Genomic DNA, 13,683 nt, shown 5'->3' on the forward strand with positions numbered 1-13,683 from the left:
GATGCAAATTCCGTTTTGGCAAATGCAGCATAAGGCCGTCTGAAAATATTTTTTCAGACGGCCTGCAGTTTCAAAAGGAGAGAACGCTTTAGTTGCGTGCACTCAATTGGTCGAACAAACTGCCGTCGGCAAAAAATTTCTTGGCGATGTCATCCCAAGAACCGAAAACCTCGTTGGGGCGGAATGTTTCGACGGCGGGAAAGTCGGCTCGGTGTTTTTCCAGCACGGCGGTGTTGCGGGGGCGCAGATAAAATTTGGCGGCCAGCTCTTGCGCCGGTTCGCTCCACAGGTATTTCAAATATTCGCCGGCGGCGGCACGGGTGCCTTTTTTATCGGCCACGGCATCGACGATGGCGACGGGGCTTTCCGAGAGAATGGTGTAACTCGGATACACGATTTCAAACTGACCGGGAGCAAGGTTGCGGCTCACATGGTTGGCTTCGTTTTCAAAAGTAATCAACACGTCGCCGATATTGCGTTGGGTAAATGTGGTGGTGGCGGCACGCCCGCCGTTTTCAAACACGGGCACGTTTTTAAGCAGTTTGGCGGTGAAGGCTTTGGCTTGGGTTTCGTCGCCGTTGTGCGCTTTCAAGCCGTAACCGAATGCGCCGAGGAAAGCATAACGGCCGTTGCCTGAAGTTTTGGGATTGGCGATCACGATTTGCAGATTGTCTTTGGCCAAGTCTGCCCAATCACGTATTTGCTTGGGGTTGCCTTTACGGACGAGAAACACGGTGGTGCTGGTAAAGGGAACGGCATTGTCGGGCAGGCGGGTGTGCCAGTTTGATGCGACCAATCCTTTTTTTTCTAAAAGATCGATATCGGAAGTTTGGTTCATGGTGGCTACATCCGCTTGCAGGCCGTTGGCGACGGCTAAAGCCTGTTTGCTCGAACCGCCGTGCGATTGCTGAATATTAATCGCCACATCGGGATTTCGGGTTTGGTATTCTTTGATAAACAGCGGATTGTATTCTTTATAGAAATCGCGGGCCACATCGTAGGAAACATTCAGCAGCTTGATGTTTTTGCCATCGGAAGAAGCAACGGCGTTTCCGTCGGATGCCGATGTTTCGGCCTGATTTTTAGCAGTATCGGGCGAGCAGGCCGATAAAGCCAGTAGGGTGCCGAGCGCGGCGGCAAATGGGAGAAAGCGTGTTGCCGGCATGGTATTTTCCTTTGCAGTAATTGGTTTGAGTATGGGCAACACTTTATCGAGGCCGTCTGAAAAAGAGAAAGAATACTTGGTTTTATCATCATTGCCTTTGGTTATAAGCCGTCTGAAAACATCTCTGGCGCGGGCAACGGTTTTCAGACGCCCTGATTTTGATTTATTCTTTCATGTTTATTATTTTTGTAGAAACCATCATCTATGCCCCGTTTCTGGCTGCCGCTCTGGGTAAGCGGCGTTGTTGTTTCGTTTGCGCTGCCCGCCGTGCCGTCTTGGACGGTGCTAGCGGCGGTATGGCTGTGCCTGTTTGCAGCGGCGTGGCGGTTTCGGGCGGCGGCTTGGCTGCTGATTGCTTTTTCCGGCGCGCTATACGGCATCTGGCGCACGCAGTCTGCTTTGGAGCAACAATGGCCTGCGGTTCAGACGGCCTCTGTGCCGCTCACAATAGAAGTGGCGGATTTGCCGCAGCGCGACGACAAACGGGTGCGTTTTACGGCGCGGGCGCGTGATGGTGCGGGGCGGGAATACCGTTTGCTGCTGTCGGATTACGGCCTGCGTGATTGGCCGGCCGGCAGCCGTTGGCAGGTTAAGGCACGGGTTAGGCCGCCGGTAGGCGAGGTTAATCTGCGCGGTTTCAACCGTGAGGCGTGGGCGTTGGCCGACGGCATCGGCGGGGTGGGCAGCATCGGCAAGGAAAGGCAGCCGTTGCCGGAAAACCGTGCCGGTGTGTTGTTGCGTGTGCGTGAAGCGGTGAGCCTGCGCTGGCGGCAAACCGATACCGGCGGGCGGGATTTTTCAGACGGCCTCGGTTTGATGCGGGCCTTGAGCATAGGCGAGCAGTCGGCTTTGAGCGCACAGTCTTGGCAGGCGTTCCGGCCTTTGGGTTTGAACCATCTGGTGAGTATTTCCGGCCTGCATGTGGGTATGGTGGCGGTGCTGGCGGGGTGGCTGACGAAGCAGTTGCTGCGCGTGCTGCCGCGCGTGCCGAAACGGCCGCGGGTGTGGATGTTGGCGGCGGGTTTGGCGGCGGCGTTGTTTTATGCGGGTTTGGCGGGCTTTTCGGTGCCGACGCAACGCAGCGTGTTGATGCTGTGTGCGCTGGCGTGGGCTTGGTGGCGCGGCAGCGGCGCGTCGGTATGGGCGGGTTGGTGGCAGGCGTTGGCTTGGGTGCTGCTGTTCGACCCGTTGGCGGTTTTGGGTGCGGGGTTTTGGCTCTCGTTCGGCTTGGTGGGGGCTTTGCTGTGGGTGTCGGCAGGCCGTCTGAACGAACGCGGCTGGCTGTTGGCGGTGCGCGGGCAATGGGCGGTGTCGCTGTTGTCGGTGGCGGCCTTGGGCAGCATGTTTGCTTCGTTGCCGATAATCAGCCCGTTGGTGAATGCCTTGGCGATCCCGTGGTTTTCGTGGGTGCTGGTGCCGCTGGCTCTGCTGGCTTCGCTGCTGTCGTTTGGTTGGCTGCAATGGCTGGCGGCCGCGGCGGGCGAATACACCATGCGCGTGTTGGTGTGGGTGGCGGAATATGCGCCCGAATATGCGGTTGCGGCCTCGCCGCCTTATCTGCTGCCGTTGGCGGTGCTGGCGGTATTGATGGTGCTGCTGCCGCGCGGCACGGGCTGGAAACCGCTGGCGTGGCTGGTGTTGGCGGGGTTTGTGCTGTACCGCCCGCCGCCTGTTGAGGAAGGCCGTCTGAAAATAACGGTGTGGGACGCGGGGCAGGGTTTGTCGGTATTGATGCAGACGAAAAACCATCACCTGTTGTTCGACACCGGTACGGAGCACATCGCCAACGCGCAGATTCTGCCTGCGCTGAATGCCGCCGGTGTGCGCCGTTTGGATGCGCTGGTGCTGTCGCATCACGATGCCGACCACGACGGCGGTTTTGTTGAAATCCGCCGCTCGAAACAGCCGCGCCGAATCTGGGTGGGGCAGCCTGAGTTTTATCAGGGTGCGGAGTTTTGCAGGGAGCGGCAATGGCAATGGGACGGCGTGGTGTTTGAGTTTTTGAGGCCGTCTGAAAACTCGAAAACGGCCGACGACAACGAGCAAAGTTGCGTTCTGCGCGTGCTGGCGGGCGGGCAGTCGCTGCTGGTAACGGGCGATTTGGGCAAACGCGGCGAGCTGGCGTTGGTGGAGAAATACGGCGAAGGCTTGTACAGCCAAGTGCTGGTGTTGGGGCATCACGGCAGCGACACTTCGTCGGCGGGCGGTTTTCTGAACGCGGTTTCACCGCAATACGCCGTGGCTTCGAGCGGTTATGCCAATGCTTACAAACACCCCACCACAGCGGTGCAAAACCGCGTGAAAGCCCACGGTATCGAGTTGTTGCGCACCGACTTATCGGGCGCGCTGGTGTTTGAACTGGGCGCGGGAGAAGAGGTGCGGGCAGGCCGTCTGAAAACAATTAAACCGTATTGGCAGAGAAAGCCGTTTGAATGATGAAGGGTGGTGAATCTTAACTTTGCAGGGCAGGAAGTCGATTGCATACCCATCCCTACAAATGGTTTTGAACCCCGGGGTTTGCTGCATATACAAAAAGGCCGTCTGAAATCGTTTTTTCAGACGGCCTCTCAGCAGGCAAAAGTATTACTCGCAGCTTGATTTGCCGGTGCGGTGGTTGATGGCACCTTTGGAAATCAGCAACGCCTGCATTTCTTTATGCCCGCGGGTGCAGGCGTAAGAGAGTGCGCTTTGGTTGTACGAACCGGCGGATTTGTTGGTTTGGGTGGTTACCAAGTTCGGGTTTGCACCGAGTGAAAGCAGATATTTCACCGTTTCGATGCGGTTGTTGCTGGCGGCCACCATCAGCAGCGTTTCGCCGTCGCTTTCAACGGTTTGGTCGTTCAAATCGGTTTTGTCTTTCAGTTTGGCATACACTTTGCGCACGATTTTGGTGTTTTTGCCCAATACCGCCGATTTGAGCACGTTGTACACGTCGCCGCGGTCGGTAGCGTTCAAATCGGCACCTTGGGCGATCAGGTAATCCACCATGTCTTCATAGCCGATAAACGCCGCCCAGCCGAGCGCGGTTTGACCCAAGCTGGCTTCGTCTTTGGCTTCGAGGTTTTGGCCTTTGGCCACCATTTTTTTCACTTTGGCCAAGTTGCCTTGTTTCACGGCATCAAACCATTCGGCATCGGGGCCTTCGGAAGGTTTGTCATAGAAAATGCGCCATGAAAGTTTTTTCGGATTGGCGATATCCTGCATTTCGGCCATGCTGTAACGGAATTTGCCTTTGGCAGCGGGCGCAGCCGAAGCGGTAACGGGTAAAACGAACGCAGCCGCAAGCAGAGCGGCGGGAATAAATTTTTGAATGGACATAAAGGTTCCTTTGAAAAATCGAATAGAGAAAAAAATCATATAATACGATACATAAAGACCGCCCGAAACTTTACCTTTTGTTTCAGACGGCCTCAAGATATTTAAATAAACCTTAATCAACGGTGCAATTTATTTACATATTCTACTTCTTCACGGCTGCCCATCACCACTGATACGCGCTGGTGCAGGCCTTCGGGTCGGATATCGAGCATGTTTTGAACGGTATTGCTTCCCGTGCCGCCAGCCTGTTCCAAAATCAGGCTCAAGGGGTTGGCTTCGTACATCAGGCGCAGTTTGCCAGGTTTGGCCGGATCGCGTTTGTCTTGCGGATACATAAACACGCCGCCGCGCATCAGAATGCGGTGGATTTCGGCCACCATCGAGGCCACCCAGCGCATATTGTAGTTTTTGCCGCGCACGCCGGTATCGCCTGCGAGCAGCTCGGCAATGTATTGCTGCACGGGCGGGAACCAATGGCGTTGGTTCGACATATTGATGGCAAATTCTTTGGTTTGCTCCGGCACTTTCGGATGGGCTTGCGTTTGAACGAATTGGCCGTCTGAACCCAGGGTAAACACAAACACGCCGTGTTTCACAGTAAACACCAACTGGGTTTGCGGGCCGTAAAGCACATAACCGCTGCCTACCTGTTCGCTGCCTTTTTGCAGAAACGATTCGGTAGTTAGCGCGCCTTCGGGCTTGGCCAAAATCGAGAAAATGGTGCCGACGGAAATGTTTACGTCGATATTGGACGAACCGTCGAGCGGATCGAACAGCACCAGATAGCTGCCGTTTTCGTTGCAGGCCACAAAAGTGTCTTCTTCTTCGCTGGCCAAACCTGCCACGGCGGGCTCTGCTTTCAGGGTGTCAATCAGAATATCGTTGGCGATAACATCCAGTTTTTTTTGGTCTTCCCCCTGCACATTCCCCGTACCCGCTTCGCCCAAAATACCGGCCAGCGCCCCTTGGCGCACTTGGCTGTTGATTTTCGCACAGGCGGCAACAATCGATTCGAGCACGCCGCCCAAGTTTTCGGGAAGGGCGTTTTGTTGCAGGTGTTGCGGTAAGAATTTAGAAAAAGTAGTCATGATGTTCTCGCTTCAAGTGATGGAGGCCGTCTTAAAAATATTTCAGACGGCCTGTCGGGTTTTATTTCAAGAAGTGCGTTTCAAGAGTGTTTTGCAAGGCTCGACCGCACGCTCGACACGCTTTTCTATTTCTTTTTTGCCTTGGTCTCCGGCCATCATTCGGGTCATGTCTTCGGGAGTAACCGTTTCCACGGCTTTGCTTGCAGCGCACGCGCAGAATTCTTGGGCGGTTTGCTCCGAAACGGCTGCTTCTTTGGGAATGCTGTTGATGCATTGCTTGGTGAACGAAGCCATAAATTCGGTGCGGAATGCGGAATCGGTTTGGTTTTTCGAAGGTTGTTCGGTTTGCTGTTGCTGCCCGCCGCAAGCCGAGAGCAGGGCGGAGAGGAGCAGTAGGGCGGGTAGATTGAAACGTTTTTTATGCATGGATTGGGTTCCGTTTCGGGCGGGCGTATGCCCGGGGTTAGGAAAAGCAGGTAAACGGTCGGGGGATTGTAAAGCAAATCAGCACCGGTTTCTATATGGGAAGGCGGTTTGAAACCCACGCTACCGCTTGTTTTTTCAGACGGCCTTTTAGAAAAAGCAGTTCAGTTTAAATCACAAAATAAAAAAATGCCGTGTGGCAATTTAAAAGAGAAATATGCTGGATATACAAGGTTTTAGTTTTATTGTAGGCAGTGGCAATCCCGTTATCGGAAAAGAAAAAACGGGGCGGGAGAAGGCCGGTCGGAGTTTGTTTTGCAGTACGGGACAGTAATAAAGTTGTTCCTGTAATGAAGTGTTGAAAAAATAACAATGTTTACATCATGATAAGAATTTACAATAATTAACATTATTATGCTTACTGTTTTCCGAGCCGGCTTCAAATGTCTGATTTGAAGTTTGATGATGATGTTTTCCCAACAAAAATGCTTTTTTGTTATGCAAAATGGGTGTTATGCGCGGGTGGATTCCGCCCTAATATTGTGTGCAGAACCGTGCGCTTAGAAAGGCTGAATTTTCTTTGCTTAAGCGGCTTTGGATAAGCATATGCCTTATGTTTTTGCCTGTTGGAACAGTGTGAGAGAACTTCTTTTCCCCAACTTTGTCAAGTCTGGAAGCTCAATCAAAAATACAGTATATTGTGCCCGAATTGTCGCAGTGCTACTGTATCTTGTGTTTTAAGAAATTCTTAAGGTGAAATAGATGAACGCAGCAAACAACCTGAAAGTAACCAAACGCGACGGTCGTTTGGAAGATATTAATTTGGACAAAATCCACCGCGTCATCAACTGGGCGGCAGAGGGTTTGGACAATGTTTCGGTTTCTCAGGTCGAGCTGAAATCGCACATCCAGTTTTACAACGGCATCCGTACCGACGATATCCATGAAACCATCATTAAAGCGGCGGCCGATTTAATTTCACAAGATACGCCCGATTACCAATATCTCGCCGCACGCTTGGCGATTTTCCATTTACGCAAAATTGCATACGGCGAATTCGAGCCGCCGCACCTGTTCGACCACGTTTCCAAACTTACCGAAGCGGGCAAATACGACCGCCACATTCTGGCCGATTACAGCCGTGAAGAGTTTGAAGAACTGAACGATTATCTCGACCACGAGCGCGATATGACTTTCTCTTACGGCGCGGTCAAGCAGCTTGAAGGCAAATATCTGGTGCAAAACCGCGTTACCCGCCAAATCTACGAAACGCCGCAGTTTCTGTATATTTTGGTGGCCATGTGCCTGTTTGCCAAATATCCGAAAGCCACCCGTTTGGATTATGTGAAACGCTTTTACGATGCCGTTTCCACCTTCAAAATTTCCCTGCCTACGCCGATTATGTCAGGCGTGCGCACGCCGACCCGCCAATTTTCAAGCTGCGTGTTGATCGAGTGCGACGACAGCCTCGACAGCATCAACGCCACCACCAGCGCGATTGTGAAATACGTTTCCCAACGTGCCGGTATCGGCATCAACGCAGGCCGTATCCGCGGCTTGGGCAGCGAAATCCGCGGCGGCGAAGCGCAACACACCGGCTGTATTCCGTTTTTCAAAATGTTCCAAGCTGCGGTTAAGTCTTGTTCGCAAGGCGGCGTGCGCGGCGGTGCGGCTACTCTGTTTTACCCGCTGTGGCACATCGAAGTGGAAAGCCTGTTGGTGCTGAAAAACAACCGCGGCGTAGAAGACAACCGTGTGCGCCATCTCGACTACGGCGTGCAAATCAACCGTCTGCTTTATACCCGCCTGATTAAAGGCGGCAACATTACTTTGTTCTCGCCCAACGAAGTACCCGGTTTGTACGAAGCGTTTTTTGCCGATCAAGACCAGTTCGAGCGTTTGTACACCCAATACGAGCAAGATCCGAATATCCGCAAACGTTCGCTGCCTGCAACCGAACTGTTTTCATTGATGATGCAGGAACGCGCCGGCACCGGCCGCATCTACATTCAAAACGTCGATCATTGCAACACGCACAGCCCGTTTGATCCCAAAGTTGCGCCCGTGCGCCAATCCAACCTGTGCTTGGAAATTGCCTTGCCGACCAAGCCGTTAAACGACATTAACGATGAAAACGGCGAAATCGCCTTGTGCACCCTGTCGGCATTCAACTTGGGCGCGTTGGAAAGTTTGGATGAACTCGAAGGCTTGGCCGATCTCGCCGTCCGCGCACTCGATGCCTTGTTGGATTATCAGGATTACCCCGTTAAAGCGGCCAAAGTTGCCACCATGAACCGCCGCACCCTCGGCATCGGCGTGATTAACTACGCCTACTATTTGGCCAAAAACGGTGTGAAATACAGCGACGATTCCGCTATCCCTTTAACCCACCGCACCTTTGAAGCCATCCAATACTACTTGCTCAAAGCCTCGGTGGAACTTGCCAAAGAATTCGGTGCATGCCCGCTGTTCAACGAAACCACTTACGCGCAAGGCAAGCTGCCGATTGATACCTACAAAAAAGATTTGGATGCCATCTGCCAAGAGCCGCTGCATCTCGATTGGGAAAGCCTGCGTGCCGACATCGTGAAGCACGGCCTGCGCAATTCAACCTTAACCGCCTTGATGCCGTCTGAAACCAGCTCGCAGATCGCCAACGCCACCAACGGCATCGAACCGCCGCGCGGTTTGGTATCTGTAAAAGCCTCGAAAGACGGTATTCTGAAACAAGTGGTGCCTGAATTCGGCCGTCTGAAAAACCAATACGAACTGCTGTGGCAAATGCCTTCCAACGACGGTTATTTGAAACTTGTCGGCATTATGCAGAAGTTTGTCGACCAAGCCATTTCCGCCAATACCAGCTACGACCCGCAACGCTTCGAAGGCGGCCGCGTACCGATGAAGCAACTGCTGAAAGATTTGCTCACCGCCTATAAATTCGGCTTGAAAACCCTGTATTACCATAACACCCGCGACGGAGCGGACGATACGCAGACTGACTTGCAGGATGACGGCTGCGCGGGTGGGGCTTGTAAGATTTAATTGAAATAGAGTCTTAAAGTTGCTTATGTATATAAGGCTTTCATTTTTGAAGGTCTTTACTTGAGGCAATAAAGCTCTGATCTTTAAAAAAACAGTGTGTTCAAATCCTAAAATATTCAAAATTCTGTGTAAGACTTTGTTTCGGGTTTTAGTTATATTTTTACTTTTATTTTTTCGGCTACAGAGACTTTTGAATTTAAGTGAAATGAAGCATCAATTAAATATACAAGCAAGCAATAATTTAATAATTAAATAAATTAAGAGAAGATTCATGTCCTGCGAACACCTAGTCATGTCATACAGCACATTCAGCAAAGCAAAAAACGATGCTTTGCTGGAGCCGATGTTTTTCGGCCAACCTGTGAATGTTGCCCGTTATGACCAACAAAAATACGAAATTTTTGAAAAGCTGATTGAAAAACAACTGTCTTTCTTTTGGCGGCCGGAAGAAATCGACGTGTCGCGCGACCGTATCGATTACCAGAATCTGCCCGAGCATGAAAAGCATATTTTCATCAGTAACCTGAAATACCAAACGCTGTTGGATTCGATTCAGGGCCGCAGCCCGAATGTGGCTTTGCTGCCATTGGTGTCGATTCCGGAGTTGGAAACGTGGATTGAAACGTGGTCGTTTTCGGAAACCATCCACTCGCGCAGCTATACGCACATTATCCGCAATATTGTGAACGACCCATCGTTGGTGTTCGATGATATTGTCGATAACGAATACATTATTGCCCGTGCGGAAGATATCGCCTGCTATTACGATGATTTGATTGAATATACCCAATACTACAATCTGTTGGGCGAGGGCGAGCACCGGGTGAACGGCAAGGTGGTTACGGTTAACAAGCGCGAGCTGAAAAAGAAACTGTATCTGTGCCTGATGTGCGTGAATGTGCTGGAGGCGATCCGTTTTTATGTGTCGTTTGCCTGTTCGTTCGCTTTTGCCGAGCGCGAATTGATGGAAGGCAATGCAAAAATCATCAAGCTAATTGCGCGTGATGAAGCCTTGCACTTAACCAGCACGCAGCATATGTTGAACCTGATGCGCAGCGGTGTGGATGATCCTGAAATGGCCGAGATTGCCGCCGAATTGGAACAGGAATGTTTCGAGTTGTTTAAAACGGCGGCCACTCAGGAAAAAGAGTGGGCGGAATATCTGTTTAAAGACGGCTCGATGATCGGCTTGAATAAGGAAATTTTAAGCCAGTATGTTGAATACATTACCAATCTGCGCATGGCGGCAGTCGGGCTGAAGCCTGCTTTTGAAGGCTCGGGGCAAAACCCGATTCCGTGGATCAACGCGTGGTTATCGTCCGATAATGTTCAGGTGGCACCGCAGGAAGTGGAAATCAGCTCTTACCTAATCGGCCAGATTGATGCCGAAGTGAGCGCCGACGATTTGGGTGATTTTGAGCTGTAAAAACACATTTGTCAGGCCGTCTGAAAGTGCAGGCGTTTCTGTACTTCAGACGGCTTGATTGATTTTTACCGGACAGTCAGCATGGCTTTGATTACTACCCGAGATACTGCTTTTGAACTGAAAGAGGGGGAAACTCTTTTGGAAGGCTTAGAGCGGACGGGGCATGAAGTTGAATACCAATGCCGTAGCGGGTATTGCGGTTCCTGTCGCGTTCACATTTTATCGGGCCGTGTGGATTATGATCATTTCCCGTTGGCATTTATCGGGCCTAACGAGATACTGCCCTGTTGTTGTCGTGTTTCTGAGGCAATAGAGATAGATTGTCATATTCGTTCCCCTGAACCTGATTTGTTTGATGTAGATTTATTTGAAGATCAAACACAAACTGATTGAGTTGATGAAGAGAGGCCGTCTGAAAATTTTCAGACGGCCTCTCTTCATTAGTAAATATAAAAAGCTTACTTACAGTTTACGCCTTGGATTTTAGGAGTATCACCGTCGCCTACTTTAAAGGTGCATTTGGTGGAATTATCGCCGGATACAGTCAGATTGGCACCGGTTAAGTTTAAAGACACAGGTTCTTTTACACCCATGCTGACTGCAGTGGCAGCGATTTTCTGCACATTATCTTGTGTGTATGGTGTGTTATTAGAAGCTACTTTGATTTCTTTAGCTGCATAAGCGTTTGCTCCCATAGCGAGGGCTGTAACGGCAAATAAAGCAAAGAATTTGGTTTTTTTCATGGTTGTTTCCTTTATATACAGCACAATCAATGTGCCATTAAGGGCAGAATAGGGTTAAAAGTGCCTATGTGCAAGTATTGGCACGGTTTTTACGGGGATGTGTTGTAAGTAGGTTTTGTTTTACATTATTTTTAATCGACAAATTTATTTGTAAGTAGTTAAGAAAAAAACTTCCGTTTGAAAACAATGGGAGTTTTTTGTGAATCTGATTGCACTTATTTTTTATCTTTCGGCAAATGATGCTCCGTTTCGGTCGATATTATGGCATCATTTTCAAGTTGCTTTATTAGCACTTATATAAATAGTGTCGTATCGTCTTTTGGATAAAATGGCTTTAGCAAGAATTATCCATTTTAAGCTGGATAAAGTTGCCATACGTGTGTGGGCATGTGATATAGACTATTTTTTAATTTTCAAGTAATGTCGGCTATTGCTTAAAGCTTTCTGTAATGGTGGCAGGGTGTGAGGCATATGTTTGCGCAAGTGCGATTGAAAATCGAGGAAGGTGCTGGAAAGGTGATATAGACGTATTGTTTAACTAATTCGAGAGGCCGTCTGAAAATGTTTTAGACGGTATCTCATAATAACGAAACAGTTTTGTATTGTTGTGGTAAAAAAAGGGGGTGGCACACGGCCACACCCAAACACACACACATCAAGAGGAAAGAGATAAAACAATGAAAATAAAAAATAAATCAGTTTTCAGGGTTTTTATCGGTTTGTTTCTTAACCCAGAAAAATAAAAATGTAGCAATAACCATTACAAACATGATGGTTATGAAAGACAAAATACCGATGGGCGATTTAAATAATTCGTTTAAAAGTTCCATCAATGTGTTCCCTTAATTTTGATTTTGAAATTATTTAGGTGCGATTATTGGACAAAATCAGATATGCAGCTTTGATTCAAGTCAAAGTTAATAACTTTTCCGTATAATTTTGCAAATATGCAGATTAAAGAAACCAGTTCGTCACCACGTTGCCTTTCCTCACTATCGTTGCCTTTCCTCACTATATGGTTGGGCTTTGCCGTATTACCTTTCTCTATTGCTTACCGCAATTCGATTCTGGTTAAAGTTATTTTTTCTATCTTCAAAAGCACACAAATTAATTGGCAATACCTTCATCAAAAAACAGACTGCACTAATTGTTTTTTTATGTTAAAGTCAGATTTTAATAACTCGGCAGTTTGGACTGCCATAAAGGGCTGTTTAAATTTAAAATCCGGTAAGATGTAAATGCAGTATAGAAACTATCTGCCCGATTTTAAGCTTAAACAGCCTTCATCATGTTTACGGAAAGAGTTTCATGCAGTCTTGGCAGCTACCCGAACACATCGCCGACATTTTGCCTTCGACCGCGCGCCAGCTCGAAAGTGCGCGGGAAAAGCTGTTGGCTTTATTCCGTGTACACGGATATGAATTGGTGCATCCGCCCCTGATGGAATACAGCCACTCTCTGCTTACCCGTATCGACGCGGGTTTGTCGCTGAAAACCATCCGCGTCGTCGATCAACTCAGCGGCAGGCAGCTCGGTATCCGTGCCGACATCACGCCGCAGGTGGCGCGTATCGATGCCCATCTTTTGTCGGCCAACAACGGCATTAACCGCTTGTGTTACGCAGGCTCGGTGCTGCATGCCCGTCCGGACGGTTTTTTGAACACCCGCGAACCTTTGCAGGTGGGTGCGGAACTCTACGGCTTTGCCGGAGTGGCCGCCGATATCGAATTGATTGATTTAATGCTGAAAAGCGTATCGGTTGCCGAGTTCGGCGAGATTCTGCTTTCGCTCGGGCATATCGGCGTGTTTCGTGCGCTGGCGGATGCGGCCGGTTTGAGTGAGCAGCAGTCGGAACAGCTGTTGGCCTTGATGCAAGATAAAGATGCCGCAGCCGTGCGCGCTCAGGTCGATGGCTGGCAGCTTGACGGAATGTGGGCCAAAGCCTTTGCCTTGCTGCCCACACTGTATGGCGGGCGGGAAGTATTGCAGGAAGCGCGTAACCGTTTGCCCGATTTGTTTGCGGTCGGCAAAGCATTAGACGAATTGCAGGCCGTTTGCGATGCTTTCCCCGGTCGGCAAATCCATATCGATTTGGCTGAACTACGGGTAGACAATTATCACACCGGTTTGCTGTATGCCGCATACGGCAGCGACTGCCACGATGCCGTTGCACGCGGCGGGCGTTACGACGGTTTGGGTCAATATTTCGGCCGCGCCCGTCCTGCCACGGGTTTCAGCTTTGATTTGCGGATGTTTATCGGGCGCTTGCCGCAGAGCGAGCAAACGCAGTTTATCGCCGTGGCGCATCAGGATATGGCCAAGGCGTGCAGTGCAGTTGAGCAACTCCGCGCCGAAGGCTATTGCGTGGTGATCGATTACGGTGTTGAACACAATGGCACGAAGAATACGACGCGCCGTCTGAAAAAACAGGACGGCGAATGGAAAGTTATTGAAACAGAAATGGAACAGGTTTGAGTT

Annotated in this window: 11 protein-coding genes; 5 read left to right on the top strand and 6 right to left on the bottom strand. The window is 50.2% G+C overall.

Going from position 1 to position 13,683, the window contains the following annotated elements; translation table 11 throughout:
* Window positions 1-88: 88 nt before the first annotated feature.
* Window positions 89-1,165 carry a sulfate ABC transporter substrate-binding protein gene (locus tag EL216_RS01525; protein ID WP_085389723.1) on the bottom strand — a complete coding sequence of 359 codons (1,077 nt, stop codon included), beginning with the start codon at window positions 1,163-1,165 and terminating at the stop codon, window positions 89-91.
* 204 nt (window positions 1,166-1,369) lie between these two features.
* Here EL216_RS01525 and EL216_RS01530 point away from each other — a divergent pair, with 204 nt between their 5' ends.
* Window positions 1,370-3,601 (top strand): DNA internalization-related competence protein ComEC/Rec2, encoded by a 2,232-nt coding sequence (locus EL216_RS01530; protein WP_085389724.1) that lies wholly within the window; start codon window positions 1,370-1,372, stop codon window positions 3,599-3,601.
* Between the two features lie 147 nt (window positions 3,602-3,748).
* Here EL216_RS01530 and EL216_RS01535 read toward each other — a convergent pair whose 3' ends face one another.
* The 3 genes from EL216_RS01535 to EL216_RS01545 all read right to left on the bottom strand — a co-directional run bounded on the left by EL216_RS01535 (window position 3,749) and on the right by EL216_RS01545 (window position 5,997).
* On the bottom strand, window positions 3,749-4,483 hold the full coding sequence (locus EL216_RS01535) for an ankyrin repeat domain-containing protein (RefSeq protein WP_107879071.1): 735 nt from the start codon (window positions 4,481-4,483) through the stop codon (window positions 3,749-3,751).
* Between the two features lie 116 nt (window positions 4,484-4,599).
* Window positions 4,600-5,571, bottom strand: a complete 972-nt coding sequence (locus EL216_RS01540) for a class 1 fructose-bisphosphatase (RefSeq protein WP_085389725.1) — start codon at window positions 5,569-5,571, stop codon at window positions 4,600-4,602.
* Window positions 5,572-5,637: 66 nt separating this feature from the next.
* Window positions 5,638-5,997: a hypothetical protein gene (locus EL216_RS01545; RefSeq protein WP_085389726.1), complete on the bottom strand. Its 360-nt coding sequence runs from the start codon at window positions 5,995-5,997 to the stop codon at window positions 5,638-5,640.
* 759 nt (window positions 5,998-6,756) lie between these two features.
* Here EL216_RS01545 and nrdA point away from each other — a divergent pair.
* The 3 genes from nrdA to yfaE all read left to right on the top strand — a co-directional run bounded on the left by nrdA (window position 6,757) and on the right by yfaE (window position 10,855).
* Window positions 6,757-9,036 carry a class 1a ribonucleoside-diphosphate reductase subunit alpha gene (nrdA, locus tag EL216_RS01550; RefSeq protein ID WP_085389727.1) on the top strand — a complete coding sequence of 760 codons (2,280 nt, stop codon included), beginning with the start codon at window positions 6,757-6,759 and terminating at the stop codon, window positions 9,034-9,036.
* A gap of 292 nt (window positions 9,037-9,328) precedes the next feature.
* Window positions 9,329-10,462: a class Ia ribonucleoside-diphosphate reductase subunit beta gene (gene nrdB / locus EL216_RS01555; RefSeq protein ID WP_085389728.1), complete on the top strand. Its 1,134-nt coding sequence runs from the start codon at window positions 9,329-9,331 to the stop codon at window positions 10,460-10,462.
* Window positions 10,463-10,543: 81 nt separating this feature from the next.
* A complete protein-coding gene (yfaE, locus tag EL216_RS01560; RefSeq protein ID WP_085389729.1) occupies window positions 10,544-10,855 on the top strand; it encodes a class I ribonucleotide reductase maintenance protein YfaE in 312 nt (103 codons plus the stop codon).
* Between the two features lie 65 nt (window positions 10,856-10,920).
* On the opposite strand, the gene EL216_RS01565 is transcribed toward yfaE, so the two are convergent.
* Together EL216_RS01565 and EL216_RS11460 are read right to left on the bottom strand one after the other, a co-directional pair.
* Window positions 10,921-11,205, bottom strand: coding sequence for a hypothetical protein (locus EL216_RS01565; protein ID WP_085389730.1), 285 nt, complete (start codon window positions 11,203-11,205; stop codon window positions 10,921-10,923).
* Window positions 11,206-11,900: 695 nt separating this feature from the next.
* The gene (locus EL216_RS11460) at window positions 11,901-12,035 is read right to left on the bottom strand and encodes a DUF3149 domain-containing protein (RefSeq protein WP_085389731.1); all 135 of its coding nucleotides are present in this window, start codon (window positions 12,033-12,035) and stop codon (window positions 11,901-11,903) included.
* Between the two features lie 478 nt (window positions 12,036-12,513).
* On the opposite strand from EL216_RS11460, the gene EL216_RS01575 reads away from it, so the two are divergent.
* A complete protein-coding gene (locus tag EL216_RS01575) occupies window positions 12,514-13,680 on the top strand; it encodes an ATP phosphoribosyltransferase regulatory subunit (RefSeq protein ID WP_085389732.1) in 1,167 nt (388 codons plus the stop codon).
* The last annotated feature ends 3 nt before the right edge of the window (window positions 13,681-13,683 follow it).

Origin of the sequence: Neisseria animaloris (genome assembly GCF_900637855.1) — a bacterium.
GTDB classification, from domain to species: Bacteria; Pseudomonadota; Gammaproteobacteria; order Burkholderiales; family Neisseriaceae; genus Neisseria; species Neisseria animaloris.